Annotated in this window: 13 protein-coding genes and 1 other RNA gene; 3 read left to right on the plus strand and 11 right to left on the minus strand. The window is 70.6% G+C overall.

Annotated elements, in window-relative coordinates; all coding sequences use genetic code 11:
* Positions 1-26: 26 nt before the first annotated feature.
* The 7 genes from ACYVLP_RS22095 to ACYVLP_RS22125 all read right to left on the minus strand — a co-directional run bounded on the left by ACYVLP_RS22095 (position 27) and on the right by ACYVLP_RS22125 (position 8,019).
* Positions 27-1,787, minus strand: coding sequence for a DEAD/DEAH box helicase (locus ACYVLP_RS22095; protein ID WP_460629456.1), 1,761 nt, complete (start codon positions 1,785-1,787; stop codon positions 27-29).
* Between the two features lie 286 nt (positions 1,788-2,073).
* Positions 2,074-3,030: a zinc metalloprotease gene (locus ACYVLP_RS22100; RefSeq protein WP_460629457.1), complete on the minus strand. Its 957-nt coding sequence runs from the start codon at positions 3,028-3,030 to the stop codon at positions 2,074-2,076.
* 158 nt (positions 3,031-3,188) lie between these two features.
* Positions 3,189-3,515 (minus strand): DUF3039 domain-containing protein, encoded by a 327-nt coding sequence (locus ACYVLP_RS22105; protein ID WP_460629458.1) that lies wholly within the window; start codon positions 3,513-3,515, stop codon positions 3,189-3,191.
* Positions 3,512-4,321, minus strand: coding sequence for a glutamate racemase (locus ACYVLP_RS22110; protein WP_460629459.1), 810 nt, complete (start codon positions 4,319-4,321; stop codon positions 3,512-3,514). The genes ACYVLP_RS22105 and ACYVLP_RS22110 overlap by 4 nt, the downstream gene beginning before the upstream one ends.
* 71 nt (positions 4,322-4,392) lie before the next feature.
* Positions 4,393-4,953 carry a YqgE/AlgH family protein gene (locus ACYVLP_RS22115; RefSeq protein ID WP_452269667.1) on the minus strand — a complete coding sequence of 187 codons (561 nt, stop codon included), beginning with the start codon at positions 4,951-4,953 and terminating at the stop codon, positions 4,393-4,395.
* A gap of 28 nt (positions 4,954-4,981) precedes the next feature.
* Complete coding sequence (locus ACYVLP_RS22120; protein WP_460629460.1) at positions 4,982-7,354, minus strand: DEAD/DEAH box helicase; 2,373 nt, start codon at positions 7,352-7,354, stop codon at positions 4,982-4,984.
* A 287-nt stretch (positions 7,355-7,641) separates the two neighbouring features.
* Complete coding sequence (locus ACYVLP_RS22125) at positions 7,642-8,019, minus strand: VanZ family protein (protein WP_460629461.1); 378 nt, start codon at positions 8,017-8,019, stop codon at positions 7,642-7,644.
* Positions 8,020-8,098: 79 nt separating this feature from the next.
* Between ACYVLP_RS22125 and ACYVLP_RS22130 the strand changes: the two genes are divergently transcribed.
* Together ACYVLP_RS22130 and trxA are read left to right on the plus strand one after the other, a co-directional pair.
* Positions 8,099-8,719, plus strand: a complete 621-nt coding sequence (locus tag ACYVLP_RS22130) for an SIMPL domain-containing protein (protein WP_460629462.1) — start codon at positions 8,099-8,101, stop codon at positions 8,717-8,719.
* Between the two features lie 72 nt (positions 8,720-8,791).
* Positions 8,792-9,178 (plus strand): thioredoxin, encoded by a 387-nt coding sequence (gene trxA, locus ACYVLP_RS22135; protein WP_460629463.1) that lies wholly within the window; start codon positions 8,792-8,794, stop codon positions 9,176-9,178.
* A 109-nt stretch (positions 9,179-9,287) separates the two neighbouring features.
* On the opposite strand, the gene ssrA is transcribed toward trxA, so the two are convergent.
* Positions 9,288-9,655: a transfer-messenger RNA gene (gene ssrA, locus ACYVLP_RS22140) on the minus strand.
* A 194-nt stretch (positions 9,656-9,849) separates the two neighbouring features.
* On the opposite strand from ssrA, the gene ACYVLP_RS22145 reads away from it, so the two are divergent.
* Positions 9,850-13,224 (plus strand): pyruvate carboxylase, encoded by a 3,375-nt coding sequence (locus ACYVLP_RS22145; protein ID WP_460629464.1) that lies wholly within the window; start codon positions 9,850-9,852, stop codon positions 13,222-13,224.
* Positions 13,225-13,276: 52 nt separating this feature from the next.
* Here the strand turns inward: ACYVLP_RS22145 and ACYVLP_RS22150 are convergent, their stop codons facing one another.
* From ACYVLP_RS22150 to smpB, 3 genes are all read right to left on the minus strand, one after another.
* Positions 13,277-14,890 carry a DNA polymerase domain-containing protein gene (locus ACYVLP_RS22150; protein ID WP_460629465.1) on the minus strand — a complete coding sequence of 538 codons (1,614 nt, stop codon included), beginning with the start codon at positions 14,888-14,890 and terminating at the stop codon, positions 13,277-13,279.
* 148 nt (positions 14,891-15,038) lie between these two features.
* Complete coding sequence (locus tag ACYVLP_RS22155) at positions 15,039-17,054, minus strand: DUF2207 domain-containing protein (protein WP_460629466.1); 2,016 nt, start codon at positions 17,052-17,054, stop codon at positions 15,039-15,041.
* Positions 17,055-17,178: 124 nt separating this feature from the next.
* Positions 17,179-17,652 (minus strand): SsrA-binding protein SmpB, encoded by a 474-nt coding sequence (gene smpB / locus ACYVLP_RS22160; RefSeq protein ID WP_452269675.1) that lies wholly within the window; start codon positions 17,650-17,652, stop codon positions 17,179-17,181.
* Between the last annotated feature and the right edge of the window lie 40 nt (positions 17,653-17,692).

A 17,692-nucleotide genomic window follows, 5' to 3' on the forward strand; every position in this document is an offset into this window, starting at 1 on the left:
ATCGAACGACGGGTCTCAGGCGAGCCCTAGCGGCGACCGACGAGCCACAGCCGGATCTTGGCGATCCGCTGGGTCACCTCGTCGGACGAGGCCGCGGCGAGATCGGGCCCACCGCAGGCGCGACGGAGATCGACGTGGATGGTGGCGTGCGGCAGCCCCTTCTGCCGCGCATACGCGGCTACGAGCTTGTTGAGCTCCTTGCGCTGCGCGGCCAGGGCCCGGTGGGCCGCGATCGGCTCTGCACCAGCACCGGCGTTCTTCGGGGCCTTGCGCACCTGCTTGGTCTGCCGCTCCTGGAGCAGCGCGGCGACCTGGTCGGGCTCGAGCAGCCCCGGCAGGCCGAGATACTCCTGCTCGTCCTCCGACCCGACCTGGGCGTGCATCCCCCACTGCTGCTTGTCGAACAGCACATGGTCGAAGTGCGCCTCGGACTCCAGCGCCTCGAACGAGCCCTCGTCGAGGCCGACAGTGCCTGACTCGCGGTTGGCCTCGTCGATGAGGGACTGCTCCTCCGCCCACATCTCGCCGATGTCGTCGGGGTTGGGCCTGCGGTCGAGCGCGTGGTCGCGTTGCTCCTCGAGGCGGGCGGCGTGGTCGAGGACGACCGGGACCGAGGGAAGGAAGACCGACGCGGTCTCGCCCCGGCGGCGGGCCCGCACGAAGCGCCCGACGGCCTGGGCGAAGAAGAGGGGTGTCGAGGTCGACGTGGCATACACGCCGACACAGAGACGAGGGACGTCGACGCCCTCGGACACCATGCGGACCGCGACCATCCACCGCGACGCGCTTGCTGCGAAGTCCTCGATCCGCTGGGACGCGCCGGCGTCGTCGGACAGCACCACCGTCGGGCTCTCACCCGTCAGCGCCCGGAGGTGGGCGGCATACGCCCTGGCCTGGGTCTGGTTGGAGGCGATGACGAGGCCGCCGGCGTCCTCGACGTGGCGCCGCACCTCGGTGAGGCGGGTGTCCGCGGCCGCGAGCACGGCGGGGATCCACTCCCCCTTCGGGTCGAGCGCGGTGCGCCACGCGTTGGCGACGGTGTCCTTGGTCAGCGGCTCCCCGAGCCTGGCCTCGAGCTCGTCACCGGCCTTGGTGCGCCACCGCATCGTGCCGCCGTAGGCCATGAACAGCACCGGCCGGACGACGCTGTCACGCAGCGCCTCGGCATAGCCGTAGGTGTAGTCGCTCGAGCTGACGAGCGTGCCCTCGTCGTCGAGCTCGTAGCGCACGAACGGGATCGGCGACGTGTCCGAGCGGAACGGCGTGCCGGTGAGGGAAAGGCGCCGGGTCGCCGGCTCGAACGCCTCGCGTATGCCGTCGCCCCAAGTCTTGCTGTCCCCGCCGTGGTGGATCTCGTCGAGGATCACGAGCGTCCGCCGCGAGGTGGTGAGCTCCCGGTGCAGCGACGGACGCGAGGCGACCTGGGCATACGTGACCGCCACGCCGTGGTAGTCCTCGCTGTGCCGCCCGACGCTGTTGCTGAACTTCGGGTCCAGGCTGATCCCGACGCGGGCCGCGGCGTCGGCCCACTGGGTCTTGAGGTGCTCGGTGGGGGCGACGACGGTGACGCGGTGGACGATGCCTGCGCTGAGCAGCTCGGTGGCAACGCGCAGTGCGTACGTCGTCTTGCCGGCGCCCGGCGTCGCGACGGCGAGGAAGTCGCGTGGCGAGGCTGCGAGGTAGCGGTCCAGGGCCTCCTGCTGCCACGCGCGCAGCTTGCTCGCGGTGCCCCAGGCGGCCCGCTCCGGAAAGGCGGGTGGAAGGTGGAAGGCGGCCCCTGAACTCATAGGCCGTCCACGGTAGCCGTTCCGCTCGGACGACATGCCGGGGCCCCGCCTGCTGGCGGGGCCCCGGTCGAGATGGTATGCGGCAGAACCAGTTTCAAGAGAGGTGCTGGTTCGCTATGACTTTGGCGCCTCGCTTCGCTATGGCTTTGGCGCCTCGCTTCGCTGCGGCGCGTGCCGCGGCGCCTTTGAGGCGTTGCCTTCCTCCGCTCCGCTCGCTCGTTCCTCACTCGCTGCGCTACGTCCAGGCAACGCCGGCGCCGCGGCTGACTCCGATTTCTTGTGCGGCTCAGTTGCCGGCGCGGTAGGCCGTCCACTGGGCTTGCATGCGCGAGACCTGTCCTGCAGTGAAGGTGTTCATGCAGCTGTCGTAGGTGTAGTCCATGAAGTTCTTGATCGGGTCGAGCCCAGGGCTGGTGCAGGTGTTGCGGCCCGTCGGGCAGCCGTAGGCCGGGCTTGCCTCGGCCGGCGTGTCGGAGACGTAGTCTCCGTTGCCCTTACAGCCACCCTGGAACGTGTGGTACAGGCCGACCCAGTGCCCGACCTCGTGAGTCGCGGTGTCGCCCTGGTTGTAGTTGGTTGCGCTACCGCCAGGCAGTGACGCCGTGAGGATGACGACGCCGTCCATGGCGTCGTAGGAGTTCTTGGGGAAGGTCGCCCACCCGAGCAGGCCCTGGCCGATGTTCGCCGAGTAGAGGTTGAGGTCGGCCATGGTGCCCTTGCGCAGCGCGGTCTTCATCGAGCGCTCGGCCGACGAGCCCGGGGTCACGGTGTACCACGACGCGTTGCTCGTCGAGTCGGTGCCGGCCAGGGTGAAGCTCAGCCCCGTGCCGCCGTACGCGTTGTTCAGGACCGAGATCTGGCTGTTGATCGTCGAGGCGCTGACAGCGCCCTGCGAGCCGTTGGTGATCGTGTGCCAGTAGACCTTGACGGTCGCCGACGTGAACGCGCTGGTGCCCGGCGCGCCCTTCGCGCCTGCCTTGACGACCTTGCCGGCGGAGTCCCGGGTCAGGCCCTTCGCCGCGAGCGCTCGGGTCAGCGCCGCCTCGTTTGCCCTGACCTGGGCGTCGCTGAGCTCGTGTGGGTCCTTTGCGGTGCCGGGCATGCTCCGAGCGCCCACGGCGGCCGGGTCAAGGCAGGGGCGGGCAGCGGTGCCGTCGGCAGCGGGTGAGGCGAGAGCCGGAGCGCCGAGCGTCGCCGCGGCCAGCGCGAGTGGCGCGGCAAGTGCCAGGGAGCGGAGCTTCATGTGGTGACCTTTCTCGACCGAACGGCCCCCCTGTCGGGGCGTCGTTCTTGGACTGTAGGAACGTGACGGTCAGCACGCACACCACTCCGAGTAAAGAGTGCGTAAGAAAATACGCCGGCCCGGCCGATCGGACGATCGCCGGGCCGCACGTCAGGCGGTCAGGACTCGCCGCCGTCGCCGCCACCCTCGCCCCCGCCGTCCGCGGGGTCGCGCAGACCGTCGTAGATCTCCTTGCACATCGGGCAGACGGGGAACTTCTGCGGGTCGCGGTTGGGCACCCAGATCTTCCCGCACAGGGCCACGACCGGCTCGCCCGTCAGCGCGCTCTCGAGAATCTTCTCCTTGCGCACGTAGTGGGAGAAGCGCTCGTGGTCGCCCGGCTCCTGGAGCTCCTCGCGGACCTCCTCGCGCTCGATCGTGGCCGTGCTGGTGCTGCGCAACGGCTGCGGCTCGTTCTCGAAGGGGTCCGGAGGCATGGTGCTCATGTCGGGAGTGTATGCCGCTCGGCGGCGGTCGCGAGGAGCCGCACGCCCGCGGGGTACGCCCGCATGACCCGGGGCAAGGTGCCTGGCCGGCCGCTGAGGAGCACAGCCTCGACCCCGCCCGGGTATGCCGTCTCGTCGGGTTCCAGCCCGATCCTCCGAAGCGTCTGGCGGGCTACTGCGAGGGGCGAGTCGAAGATCGTGACCGCATCGCCGACGGCCCGCGCGATGCGGTCGGCGACGAGTCCGTAGTGGGTGCAGCCGAGGACGAGGGCGCGAGCCTCTGCGGGGGTCTGGTCCGCGGCCGCTGCGATGCAGGCGTCGACCCGGTCGAGGTCGCCGGCCTCGATGGCCTCGGCGAGACCGAGGGCGGCGACGGCATACGTCTCGGTGTCGGCGGCGAAGGCGTCGACGAGCCCGCGCAGGTAGGCACTCGAGGTGGTCGCAGCGGTCGACCAGACGGCGACCGGCCCTCCGGCCGCCGCGGCCGGGCGGATGGCGGGCACGGTGCCGATGACCGGCACGTGCGGCTCGAGCTCGGCCCGCACCGCGTCGATGCCGTGCACCGAGGCGGTGTTGCAGGCGATGACGACGGCGTCCGGCTCGTAGTCGAGCGTCGCGCGCGCCGAGTCGAGGATGAGGCGCCTGACCTCGTCCGGGGTGCGCGGGCCGTAGGGCATGTTGTCCGGGTCCAGCGCGAGGACCAGCCCGAGGTCGGGCCGAAGCGTGTGCAGAGCGTCGGCGTAGCTGAGCAGCCCGATCCCGCTGTCGACGAACGCGACCCGCCGCGCCCCCGCCCCGCAACACACCCGGAAATCGTCACCTCCCGATAGTTGCAACTGTCCGGAGTTTGCGGTTTCCGGGTGTGTTGCGGCAGGCATCAGTTCATGGAGGGGTCGTCGGGGAAGTTCGCGACGAAGGCGAGGCTGTCCCGCTGGCGGCGCAGGACCTCTCGCCACAGGTGCTGCGGGTCGGCAGTGAAGGCGTCACGCACCTCGGCGTCGACGACGTACCAGTCGCCGCGCCGGATCTCGTTCTCGAGCTGTCCCGACTCCCAGCCGGAGTAGCCGGCGAAGATGCGCATCCCGGCGAGCTCGGCGGCGACGACCGGCGTCGGGACGTCGAGGTCGACGAGCCCGATCGACCCGAACAGGCGCTTCACCCCGAGCGGCTCGGGCTCGTCGCCCGGCACGGTGACGATGCCCAGCGCCGAGGAGGTTGACACGGGCCCGCCCTGGAACAGCACGTGCGGTGCCGTCACGACCCGCTGCCACCCGGGCAGCACCGAGTCGACCTCTGCCGACAGCGGTTTGTTGAGCACGACGCCCTGGGCGCCGCCGTCGTCGTGATGGAGCATGAGGATCACCGAGCGGTGGAAGACGTCGCCCCCGACGGACGGGGTCGCCACGAGGAGGCGGCCGGTGTGGAACGTCGAGCTCACGGCCCAAGCCTTCCACACCGGCAACCCATCAGAAGCGCGCCCCGCGGCGACCGCGCTCGTCGTCGCCCCAGCGCGAGACCAGCCGGTCGCCGCCTCGGTCGTGACGACGCCCACGGCGCTCGTCGTGGCCGGCCCCGTGGTGCGGGCGGAAACCGCCGCGCGAGCCCTGCCGCGGCCCCCGGGCTCCGGCCGGGCCCCGACGGTGCTGCTTCGGTCCGGCCAGCAGGCGCTGGAAGTCCTCCTCGGCGATCGGCACGCCGGACGGGGCGGTGGCGCCGGTGGCCGCGATGATGTCGTCGCCCGGGGCCGCCTTCACCGGCGCGATGTCGAGCCCCGCGTCGCGCAGCTGCCGCTCCATCGTGCGCCGCTGGTGCGGCAGGGCGAGCGTGACGACGGTGCCCTTGTCACCGGCGCGGGCGGTGCGACCCGAGCGGTGCAGGTAGTCCTTGTGGTCTGCCGGCGGGTCGACCTGAAGGACGACCGACACGTCGTCGACGTGGATGCCACGGGCCGCGACATCGGTCGCGACGAGCACGGGAAGGGTCCCGTCGCGGAAGGCGCCGAGCACGCGGTTGCGGGCACCCTGGTTGAGGCCACCGTGCAGCGCAGCCGCCATGACGCCCTGCTCGCGCAGCTGGCCGGCGACCCGGTCGGCGCCGAGCTTGGTGCGGCAGAAGACCACCGTCCGGCCGGGTCGGTTTGCGACCTCGGCCGTGATGACCTTCTTGTGCATCGGGTCGATGAGCAGCACGTGGTGCTCCATCGTCTCGACGGAGGCCGTCGCGTCGTCAGTCGAGTGGATCACGGGCTCGGACAGGTAGCGCTCGACGAGGTTGTCGATGCCGTTGTCGAGCGTGGCGGAGAAGAGCAGGCGCTGACCGCCCTCGGCCGGGATGCGGTCGAGGATCGTCGTGATCTCGGCCATGAAGCCCATCTCGGCCATGTGGTCCGCCTCGTCGAGCACCGTGATCCGGACCGAGTCCATCTCGACGGCGCCACGCTCGAGGAGGTCGTTGAGACGACCGGGAGTGGCGATGAGGATGTCGACACCCTTGTTGAGCGCGTTGATCTGGGTCGTGTAGCTCAGGCCCCCTGCGACGAGCTTGTGGCGCAGGCCGACCACGTGGACGAGGGGCTCCAGCGCGTCGGAGACCTGCATCGCGAGCTCACGCGTGGGCACGAGGACGAGTGCGCGCGGGCGGCGCGCCTCGCGCTTCTGGCCGGCCTCGAGGAGGCGGGTGATGAGGGGCAGGCCAAAGGCGAGCGTCTTGCCCGAGCCGGTCTGGCCACGACCGAGGACGTCCTTGCCGGCAAGCGCATCCGGGATGGTCGCGGCCTGGATCGGGAACGGCGAGGTGATGCCGTCACGCGCGAGGCGCTCGACGACCAGCTCGGGCAGGCCCAGGGCGGCGAAGCCGTTGTCGGCCCCCACCTCGACGGGGCCCTCGGTCACCGGGGTCCGGGTCGCCTTGGTCCAGGTGTCGGCCTCGATGCGCTCGGCCTCGGCGTCCTCGAACGACGCCGGAGCGAACCGGTCAGTGTCGCGGTCGATGCGCGGCCGACCGAAGCCACGGTCGTCGCGGCGGTCGGAGGGGCCGCGGTCGTCGCGCCGCTGGTAGCCGCGGTCGTCGCGCCGGTCGAACGAACGGCGGTCGTCGCGACGCTCGAAACCGCGGTCGTGGCCGCGGTCGTCACGGCGCTGGTAGCCGCGGTCGTCCCGGCGGTCGTCGCGACGGTCGAACGAGCGACGGTCATCGCGACGCTCGAAACCGCGGTCGTCACGGCGCTGGTAGCCGCGCTCGTCACGACGGTCGACCGAGCCACGGTCGTCACGACGGTCGAACGAGCGACGGTCGTCGCGACGCTCGAAACCGCGGTCGTCACGGCGCTGGTAGCCGCGCTCGTCCCGGCGGTCGACCGAGCCACGGTCGTCACGACGGTCGAACGAGCGACGGTCGTCCCGGCGCTCGAAACCGCGGTCGTCACGGCGCTGGTAGCCGCGCTCGTCCCGGCGGTCGACCGAGCCACGGTCATCGCGACGGTCGAACGAGCGGCGGTCGTCCCGACGCTCGAAACCGCGGTCGTCACGGCGCTGGTAGCCGCGCTCGTCACGACGGTCGACCGAGCGACGGTCATCGCGACGGTCATCGCGACGGTCATAACCGCGGTCGTAGCCGCGCTGGTCGCCGCGGTCGGACGAGCGGTGCTCGTCGCGCGGGCCGCGCCACTCACGGCCGCCGACGTGTGCCGTGGCAGCCGACATGGGACGCGAGCTCTTGCCGGCGGTCCCGGGCTTCTGGCCGCGATGCGGCTTCTTGGCCGCCGTGGCGGCGCGAGCCTTCTTCTCGGCGGGGGTCCAGCGGGCCTTCTTGGGCGCGCTGGAGTCAGACTTCTTGGACATGCGTGTTCAACTCTTTCGACTCGAGCAGACTTCGTCTCGAGCCGTGAGTCACACCACGACCATGCAGACGAGCCTCAGGCGCAGCGACTGCGCCCGTGTGTACCGGTGCCCGGCATCTGTGCCGTCCGGTGATCGGATCCGCTCCGCGTCGGTGCCGGGCCGCGCCGGTGGCGCGATCTTCCGGTTGGGGTGTCACCTCGTCGGACAACACGCCCGCCGGGCATCAACCGGCGCCGTCTCGTCCGTCGTGATCCGAGGGGACCTCGGAGTCGGATTCAGCGATTCTATCAGCGCCGGCGCCGTGCCCTGACCATCAGCGCGGCGGCCCCGAGGGCCACACCGACCAGGTCGAGCACGGCGTCCCACACGTCGCCGGTGCGGCCTGGCAGCAGGAAATGCTGGATGAGCTCGCTCACCGGGGCGTGGATCGCGAACACCACCACCGCGAGCCGCACAGACCCGAAAGCCCTCCCGACGGCATACGTCGGGATCGCGAACACGAGCGCGTGGACGACCTTGTCGGTCCAGCTGACGGGTCCCTCGACGGTGACGACCGGCCAGTAGAGGACGAGGAGCTGGGCCACCACGGCGGCGACGGCGAGGCCGCGGGCGAGGCGGCCGGTCGGGGCGGCCGTGGCCGACCTCGCGCTGGTGACACTCGTCATGGGCTCGCAGTGTAGGTAGGTTTCCTTGGGACGGTCCGGCATTCCCCGCGACCGCGTGCCAGGAGCGAGGGGACCACTCATGGGCAAGCGAACCGTAACCGTCACCGGCACCGGAAGGGCGTCGGTGTCGCCCGACGTCGTGCGGCTCGACCTGCGCGTGGGCCACGACGCCAACGACGTCGCTGCCGCACTCTCCGGAGCGGCCAAGGGCATCGCCGCGGTAGGTCGGGTCGTGCGGGACAAGGGGGTCGCCGACGCCGACATCCGCACCCTCGACGCTGGGGTCAACCAGCGCTGGGACAACACCGGCGTGGCCGTCGGCTTCACCGCTCAGCAGCGGATCGCGGTCACCGTGCGCCGGCTCGAGGCCGTCGGCGAGATCCTCGAGGCCGCCGCGGCGGAGATCGGCAACGCGCTGCTCGTGGACCAGGTCCGGCTCGACGTCGCCGACCGCAGCGAGGGGCTGGGCCAGGCACGTGACGCGGCCTTCGCCGACGCGAGAGCCAAGGCGGAGCAGTATGCCGCCCTGTCGGGTAGCGAGCTCGGCGCAGTTCTCGGGGTGGCCGAGTCCGGGGCGATGCCGCTGGCCGGCAGGCGGATGAAGACGATGGCGATGGCGATGGACGCCGGGGGCATGCCTGTGGAAGGGGGCGACCTCGACCTCGTCGCGTCAGTCACGGTGACCTGGGCGCTCGCCTGACGGCATACCCCGCCCGTACGGTGGTGAGCAAGGTCACGGAATAGCGCAACCGGCCCAGCCGTTGGGAGAGACATGGCTACGACTGAACTGACCGCTGAGACGTTCGAGAAGACCGTCCTTGACAACGACATCGTCCTGGTCGACTTCTGGGCGTCCTGGTGCGGCCCGTGTCGCCAGTTCGCGCCCGTCTACGACGCCGCATCGACGAGCAACGACAACGAGGGGATCGTGTTCGGCAAGGTCGACACCGAGGCCGAGCAGGCCCTCGCGTCCGCGGCGAACATCACCTCGATCCCGACCCTCATGGCCTTCAAGGAAGGCGTGCTCGTCTTCGCCCAGCCCGGGGCACTCCCGCAGTCGGCGCTCCAGGACGTCATCGACCAGGTGAAGGCGCTTGACATGGCTCCGATCAAGGAGCAGCTCGCCGCGCAGGGTTCCGGCTCGGCCGCCGAGGCCTGACCGACGCTGCGCCCGCCGCGGCGCCTGCCACAGATGCGACAAGAGGGCGCCTCCCGACGGGGAGGCGCCCTCTTGTCATGCAGCTGGGACAACGCGATGTGGGCACAGGTGGTGGAGGTGGCGGGAATTGAACCCGCGTCCGATGGCAAGACACCAGGACTTCTCCGGGTGCAGTGCGCTATGGCTTTTCTCGGCCCCAGGGCTCGCGCGCACACGTTCCCTGACAGGCCCAGTTGAGTTGGAGTCCCACGCAGCCCCCCGAACATGACTGCGCAGCAAGTTTCCTAGCTGATGCCAGGCACTGAGTCGGAAACTACCTCAGGCTGACAGACCTCGGGGCTCGCTCAGGCGGCGAGGGCGAGGTCGGTGCGCTTAACGTTGGCACCTATTGGTTTGCAAGGAGCGTTTACGAGATAACCCTGCATCCTCGACCCGCTTCCCCTGATGCGTCAACCACCGTCGAAACCGATCACCCCCATGAGGGTGTCCACATCGCGCTGTTCAGTTGTCAACTACTGCTGCTACTGCTGCGAACCACAGTATGCCTGAGGAACGTGTGGGCGGTCCAAGCCATTCCCGCAGGGCGCCGTCTCAGAATGGGTCGCCCCCCGCGGACGAGCGGCCCGCGCCACTAGGCTGCCAGCGCACGCCCCCACACCCCTGGAGGTCTGATGTTCCGCAAGGTCCTGGTCGCCAACCGAGGCGAGATCGCCGTTCGTGCCTTCAGGGCCGCGACCGAGCTCGGGGCACGCACCGTCGCCGTCTTCCCGTACGAGGACCGCAAGTCGGAGCACCGGATGAAGGCGGACGAGGCCTACCAGATCGGTGATGCCGGCCATCCCGTGCGCGCCTACCTGGACTACGAGGCGATCGTGGCCAAGGCGGTCGAGGCGGGCGCCGACGCAATCTACCCGGGCTACGGCTTCCTCTCCGAGAACCCGCTCCTGGCCGAGGCGTGCGACGCCGCCGGCATCACCTTCATCGGGCCGCCGGCATCGGTGCTGCACCTCACCGGCAACAAGGCTCGCGCGATCGCCGCGGCCCGCGAGGCCGGCCTGCCGACCCTGCGCGGGTCCGCCCCGAGCACCGACCTGGACGCCCTCGAGTCGGCGGCCGACGAGATCGGGTTCCCCGTCTTCGTCAAGGCCGTGTCCGGCGGCGGCGGTCGCGGGATGCGCCGCGTCGAGACCCGCGACGGGCTGCGTGAGGCCCTCGAGGTCGCCAGCCGAGAGGCCGAGTCGGCGTTCGGCGACCCGACGCTCTACCTCGAGGAGGCCGTGGTCAACCCGCGGCACATCGAGGTGCAGGTGCTGGCCGACGGCACAGGCGAGACCGTGCACCTCTACGAGCGGGACTGCTCTCTCCAGCGGCGGCACCAGAAGGTCATCGAGATCGCTCCCGCGCCCAACCTCGACCCGGCACTGCGCGAGCAGATGTGTGCCGACGCGGTGAGCTTCGCCCGGTCCATCGGCTACGTCAACGCCGGCACTGTCGAGTTCCTGCTCGGCGAGGAGGGCCGCTACGTCTTCATCGAGATGAACCCTCGCATTCAGGTCGAGCACACGGTGACCGAGGAGGTCACCGACATCGATCTCGTGGTCACCCAGATGCAGATCGCCTCGGGCGAGACGTTCGAGTCGCTGGGCCTGCGGCAGGCGGACATCCGCACCAAGGGCTTCGCGATGCAGTGCCGGATCACGACCGAGGACCCCGCCAACGGCTTCCGCCCGGACGCCGGCACGATCACGACCTACCGCTCCGCCGGCGGCAGCGGCGTCCGCCTCGACGGCGGCACCGTGTTCGTCGGCGCCGAGATCAGCGCCCACTTCGACTCGATGCTCGTCAAGCTGACGTGTCGGGGCATGACGTTCCCGATCGCGGTCCGGCGGGCGCAGCGAGCCCTGGCCGAGTTCCGTGTCCGCGGCGTCTCGACGAACATCCCGTTCCTGCAGGCCGTGCTCGACGACCCGACCTTCCAGGCCGGGCTGGCGACGACGTCGTTCATCGACCAGCGGCCCGAGCTGCTCGGCGCGCGCGTCCCGGCCGACCGCGCGACGAAGCTGCTCACCTACCTCGCCGACGTCACCGTCAACCGGCCGAACGGTCCCGTGACGACGCGGGTCCGGCCGCGCGCGAAGCTCCCGGCCCTGCCGAGCACGCCGGTGCCCGCGGGTGCCAGGGACCGCCTGCGCCGGCTCGGGCCGGCCGAGTTCGCGGCCCAGCTGCGGGCAGCCAAGGACGTCGCGGTCACCGACACGACCTTCCGCGACGCGCACCAGTCGCTGCTTGCGACCCGCATGCGCACCCGCGACCTGCTCCACGTCGCCAAGCACGTGTCCTACCTGACACCGCAGCTGCTGTCGGTGGAGGCCTGGGGCGGCGCGACCTACGACGTCGCGCTGCGGTTCCTCGCCGAGGACCCGTGGGAGCGGCTCGCCGCGCTGCGCGAGGCGATGCCGAACATCCCCCTGCAGATGCTGCTGCGAGGTCGCAACACGGTCGGCTACACGCCGTACCCGACCCAGGTCACCGACGCGTTCGTGCGCGAGGCCGCGGCGACCGGCCTCGACATCTTCCGGATCTTCGACTCCCTCAACGATGTCGCCCAGATGCGTCCCGCCGTCGAGGCCGTTCTCGAGACGAACACCGCCGTGGCCGAGGTAGCGCTGTGCTACACCGGCAACCTGCTGAGCCCCGGCGAGACGCTCTACACCCTCGACTACTACCTGCGTCTGGCCGAGCAGATCGTCGCCACGGGCGCCCACGTCCTCGCGATCAAGGACATGGCCGGACTGTTGCGCGCCCCGGCCGCGACCCGCCTCGTGACGGCCCTGCGCGAGCGCTTCGACCTGCCGGTCCACCTGCACACCCACGACACTGCAGGCGGCCAGATCGGCACGCTGCTGGCGGCGATCAATGCCGGGGTCGACGCGGTCGACGCCGCGACCGCAACGATGGCCGGCACCACCTCGCAGCCCTCGCTGTCCGCGCTCGTCGCGGCCACCGACGGGACCGACCGGCCGACCGGCCTCGACATCGAGAACGTCTTCGCGCTCGAGCCGTACTGGGAGGCGGTCCGCCACCTCTACAAGCCGTTCGAGTCCGGCCTCGACTCCCCCACCGGGCGGGTCTACTTCCACGAGATCCCCGGCGGCCAGCTGTCCAACCTGCGCCAGCAGGCCATCGCGCTCGGCCTCGGCGACCGGTTCGAAGCCATCGAGGACATGTATGCCGCGGCGAACCGCATCCTCGGCAACGTCGTCAAGGTGACGCCGAGCTCCAAGGTCGTCGGCGACCTCGCGCTCGCCCTGGTCGGAGCGGGCGCGGACCCGGCCGACTTCGAGCAGGACCCGCAGAAGTACGACATCCCCGACTCGGTCATCGGCTTCCTCAACGGCGAGCTCGGCGATCCGCCCGGCGGCTGGCCCGAGCCGTTCCGCACCAAGGCACTCGCCGGCCGGCAGGCCCGGCCCCGGCTCACCGAGCTGACGGCCGACCAGGAGAAGGCGCTGGTCGACGACCCGCGTCGCGCGCTGAACCAGCTGCTCTTCCCCGGCCCCACTCGCGAGTTCGAGAGCTCGCGCGAGTCCTACGGCGACCTGTCGGTGCTCGGCACGGTCGAGTTCCTGCACGGCCTGGAGCCGGACGAGGAGTACGAAGTCGAGATCGAGCAGGGCAAGCGGCTGCTGCTCGGCATCCAGTCGATCAGCGACGCCGACTCCAAGGGCATGCGGACGGTCATGTGCACGCTCAACGGCCAGTTCCGCCCGATCCAGGTGCGCGACCGGTCGGTCGAGGCCGACGTGAAGTCGGCGGAGAAGGCAGACGTCGGAGCCAAGGGCCAGGTCGCAGCGCCGTTTGCCGGGGTCGTGTCCCTGGCTGTGGCCGAGGGCGATGCCGTCGAGGCCGGGGCGGTCGTGGCCACCATCGAGGCGATGAAGATGGAGGCGAACATCACGACACCCACCGGTGGCACCGTGTCGCGCGTGGCCATCGGCACCCATCAGCAGGTCGAGGGTGGCGACCTCCTCGTCGTCATCACCTGATCCACCGAGACCGAGCACCGCGTTCGCGCACCGGGTTCAGCGCGGGTCGTGGTCAGTGCAGATGCGGCAGGGGCTGGTCCTGGAGCAGTGCTCCCCGGAAAAGGTCGCCCTCGCGCTCCAGGCGGTCCAGGATGGTGCGGATCGTGAAGCCGTCGGGCCGCAGGTCGGGGTCGTCGAGCTCGTCCCAGCCGATCGGCGCCGACACGGGCGCGCCCGGTGCCGGTCTCGGGCTGTACGGCGCGACCAGGGTCCTGTTCACCGCGTTCTGCGTGTAGTCGAGCCGAGCTCTCCCCTGACGCTTGCTGGTCTGCCACTCCCAGCTCACGACCTCGGGCGCGACCGCGCCGACCGTTCGCGACACGCGCTCGACCCACTCCCGTGTCTCCTCGAAGGTCGGTCCCCTCGCGATCGGCACCCACACCTGTATGCCGCGCCGCCCCGTCACCTTCGGGTAGGCGCGGACCCGGAGGTGCTCGAAGGCCGCCCGGTGCAGCCGGGCGAGCGCGAGGACGTCCTCCCACGACGTCTGCTCCCCGGGGTCGATGTCGAACAGGGCGTAGGTCGGCGAGTCCGGTGCAGCCGTCATGGAGGTCCATGGGTGCCACTCCAGGCCGCCGAAGCCCGCGGCCCACACGAGCGCGGCCGGCTCGTCGACGACGAGGTATGTCCGAGTCTCGCCCGGGTCGGCGTCGGGGTTCTCCCACCGCGGGAGCCACGACGGAGCGCGATCCGGTAGTGCCTTGTGCCAGAAGCCCTTCGACGCAGCGCCGTCGGGAAAGCGGTGGAGGTTGAGCGCGCGGCCACGCAGGTATGGCACGACGACGGGCGCGACTCGCGCGGTGTACGCCAGCAGCTCGCGTTTGGTCACCGGAGGCTCACCGTCGCGGCCGGGGAAGAGCTCCTTGTCGAGGTTCGTCACTCGGAGCCGCCGCCCGAAGACCGTCCAGATGCCCTCCCGCTCGAGCCGGCCCAGGGCCTCGAGCTCATCCTCGCTCGGCCCGTCGACAGGCTCACCGATGACGATCTCGGCCTCGGCGGCAGGAAGATCCGAGCGCCAGAGCCGGTCGGGAGCGGCACGGACCTGCTCGTTGGTGCGTCCGCTCAGCACCGAGGTCGCGTGGTCCTCGGCATCCCAACCGCTGACGGCGAACCGGTCGTGCTTGTGGAGCAGGAGCCACTGGTCCTTACCCCTCCGGTCCCCGTCACCGTCGCTGCGCACGAGGACGAACCGGCCCCTGAGACGCTCCCCATCCAGGTCGGCGTGGAAGCTGCCGTCGCGCACCGCGGCCGCGGGATCGTCTGTGCCGTAAGGCAGCCAGGTCCCCCGGTCCCAGACGATGACATCTCCGCCGCCATACTCGCCCGCCGGGATGACGCCTTCGAACATCTCGTACTCGATCGGGTGGTCTTCGACGTGAACCGCGAGCCTGCGCACATCGGCGTCGAGCGTAGGGCCCTTGGGCACCGCCCAGCTGACCAGCACGCCGTCGATCTCGAACCTCAGGTCGTAGTGGAGCCGGCGGGCGCGATGCCGTTGCACGACGAAGCGCCGCGCACCCTCCGCCGACTGTGCGACAGCGCCCGCCGGCTCCGGAGTACGGGTGAAGTTGCGCTTGCGCCGGTAGAGCTCGAGCGCGTCGTGCAGCGGTTCGCCGCTCCTGGGCATGCCTGACCATTACCCCAACCCACCCCCGCTGGCAACACACCCGGGAACCGTGAACTGATGGCAGTTGCAACTCACATCAGCGAACGGTTTCGGGGTGTGTTGCCGGGAGCAGCGAGCGTCAGCGGGGCGAGTGCGGCGTCGGGCGCTGTCACCACGAGCCGGATGACGAGCCGCCGCCTCCACCGCCGGAGAAGCCGCCGCCGGAGAACCCGGACCCGCCCGAGGAGCCGGGCGTGGAGGTGAACGTGCCGGTCGAGGTGGTCGAGAACGAGTCGACGCCGCTGGCGATGCTCGTGAAGTCGGGGAACGTGGCGCCGCTCCACACGTACCAGGTAGGCATGAGGAGCGGCTGCCCGGCCGCCTCGGCGGCCGCGGCGACCTGGGCGAACGTGCGAGCCCAGCGGTCCGCGACACCGAACACCACGGCATACGGCAGGTAGCGGCTGAAGATGTTGCTCGCCTCTTCGAACTCGATCTGCCCCGCCTCGGCCGTGGTGAGGTACTCCTTGAAGCCGAGCGACTGAGCGAGCACGGCCGAGCCCTCTGCCGTCTTGGCCGCCATCTTGCCGCCGAGGAACCACACGATCCCGCCCGCGACCACGAGACCGACCCCGAGCGCGATGCCGCCGGTGAACTGCGCGCCGAGGATCGCATCGAGAGCCGGACGGCCCCAGAAGAGGATGACGCCACCGATGACGGCGACGATGATGCCGAGGCCCTGCCACACGCCACGCTGCGTCTGCGGCGAGCTGCGGAACCAGTGGCGGGTGACGACCTCCTTGTACATCAGCGACTGGATCGACTTCAGCGTGCTCGCGAAGGTGTTCTTCAGCTCGGACAGCTGCACGACGTCGCCGCGGCTGCTGAAGATCCCGTCGAGCAGGCGCCGCTCATAGGGCAGCAGCCCCTCGTTCGCGGGTGGGGCCAGCCGCGTGAGGGTCCAGTCGGTGCGGCTGAACATGCCGCTCGAGTCGTTCTCCTCGATCCGCAGGAACCCGCGGACCGCCAGGTCGATGACGGTCGCGGAGACGTCGATCGGGTTGGCGGTCTCGTCGACGATGACGCCGACCAGACCCGGCTGAACCCCGGCCGGGGGCTGGAACTGCACGGCCACGGTCGGGCGGCCACCGCGGACCGTCGCCGCTGCCGGCGTGCCGTCGCCGACGGCTCCTGTGCCATATGCCGGAGACAGGCCGGGAGTGAGGTCGGCGTAGCGCTCGTCACGGCCGCGCGTCCACACCAGCGTGCCCATCACGGCCAGGGCCAGCACCGGGGCGCCGATGCCACCGACCCAGGCGGCGGCGTTCGCGGCCGGTGCAGCGTCAGAACCGATCGAAGAGCTGGCGTCGCCCTCACGGACGTCAGGGTGCACGTTGCCGAAGGCCGAGGCCGGGTAGGACGCCACCACGGTCATGGCGTCGCCCGATGCCAGGTTGCTCGCCGAGAAGAGCGCCGGGCTGCCGGAGGCGGCCGAGCAGGGATCAGTCGAACCACTCGGGCCCTGGAAGCAGCGGACGGCGGTCGAGGCCGCCGGCGCGGTGACCGTGACCCGGACGTTCTCGCGCGGCGTCAGCTCGTTCGTGCCGAAGACGTTGTAGAACAGCTCGACCGTCTGCGCCGTCGCCTGGCCGGTCGCCGGCTGCCCGTCGGCCGTGATCGGGTTGAGGACGTTGTGCAGGGTGTACTTGACGACGTAGACCTGAGTGCCGCTCGTCAGCTCGTTGGGGTTGCCGATCCGGATCTGCTTGGCCGCGCCGATGTCGCTGACCTCGAAGTCGGCCGGCGCGCCGCTGGGGCTCGACGCGTCGACATCGGTCATGTCGAAGTAGCGGTACTTGCCTTCCTCGTTGTTGTAGCCCATGCGGACGACGATGTTGCGCACGATGCCGTGCCGCTGGGCCCCCTGCGGGAAACGCCACGTGATCTGCTCCGTCACCGCGACGCTGCCGTCCGGCTTCAGCTCGAAGAGGGCGTCGTACTTCTGCATCGCCTCGCCGGTCGACTCCGCCGCGTGCGCCGCACCCGCCGGCAGGACGAGCAGGAACATCGCGGCGACGGCGAGGCCGAGCACGCCGAGCACGCCGAGCACGTTGAGCATCCCGTGCACCCCGAGCAGGCCGCGCTCGCGCTGCCGCTGCGTCCGCAATGCGGTCGATCCGGTCATCGGTACCCCTTCACGTCGAGGGATGTGGCGTCCGGCCCGAGGCGGTCGAAGCGCTGCACACTGCATCCTGACACCGGACGCGCCAGACAGTCTGCCGGTTCCGCAGTCGGGCTCGGTTCGTGGCTCAGCGGCGGCGGTTGGCAGCGCTCATCGCGCGGTCGGCCTCGCGCCGGTCCTGCCGCTCGCGCAGGGCGTGCCGCTTGTCGTACTCCTTCTTGCCCGTCGCGAGCGCGATCTCGACCTTGGCCCGGCCGTCCTTGAAGTAGAGGGACAGCGGCACGATGGTGCGCCCGCTCTCGCGCGTCTTGTGCGCGATCTTGTCCAGCTCGGACCGGTGCAGCAGCAGCTTGCGCTTGCGTCTCGGGGCGTGGTTGTTCCAGGTCCCGTTGAGGTACTCCGGGATGTGGACGTTCTCGAGATACAGCTCGTCGCCGGTGAACATCGCGAACCCGTCGACGAGCGAGGCACGGCCCATCCGGAGCGCCTTGACCTCGGTGCCGGAGAGCACGATGCCGGCCTCGAACGTGTCCTCGATGAGGTAGTCGTGGCGAGCCTTGCGGTTGCTCGCGATGAGCGACCGCCCCTTCTCCTTGGGCACCGGACCGTCCTTCCTGACTCGTGCGGCGTGACAGCGAGGC

Source organism: Intrasporangium mesophilum (genome assembly GCF_054783095.1).

Coding starts and splice junctions, on each gene's coding strand:
- ACYVLP_RS22095 (WP_460629456.1), bottom strand. CDS start 1,787: ATGAGTTCAGGGGCCGCCTTCCACCTTCCACCCGCCTTTCCGGAGCGG.
- ACYVLP_RS22100 (WP_460629457.1), bottom strand. CDS start 3,030: ATGAAGCTCCGCTCCCTGGCACTTGCCGCGCCACTCGCGCTGGCCGCG.
- ACYVLP_RS22105 (WP_460629458.1), bottom strand. CDS start 3,515: ATGAGCACCATGCCTCCGGACCCCTTCGAGAACGAGCCGCAGCCGTTG.
- ACYVLP_RS22120 (WP_460629460.1), bottom strand. CDS start 7,354: ATGTCCAAGAAGTCTGACTCCAGCGCGCCCAAGAAGGCCCGCTGGACC.
- ACYVLP_RS22125 (WP_460629461.1), bottom strand. CDS start 8,019: ATGACGAGTGTCACCAGCGCGAGGTCGGCCACGGCCGCCCCGACCGGC.
- ACYVLP_RS22130 (WP_460629462.1), top strand. CDS start 8,099: ATGGGCAAGCGAACCGTAACCGTCACCGGCACCGGAAGGGCGTCGGTG.
- trxA (WP_460629463.1), top strand. CDS start 8,792: ATGGCTACGACTGAACTGACCGCTGAGACGTTCGAGAAGACCGTCCTT.
- ACYVLP_RS22145 (WP_460629464.1), top strand. CDS start 9,850: ATGTTCCGCAAGGTCCTGGTCGCCAACCGAGGCGAGATCGCCGTTCGT.
- ACYVLP_RS22150 (WP_460629465.1), bottom strand. CDS start 14,890: ATGCCCAGGAGCGGCGAACCGCTGCACGACGCGCTCGAGCTCTACCGG.
- ACYVLP_RS22155 (WP_460629466.1), bottom strand. CDS start 17,054: ATGACCGGATCGACCGCATTGCGGACGCAGCGGCAGCGCGAGCGCGGC.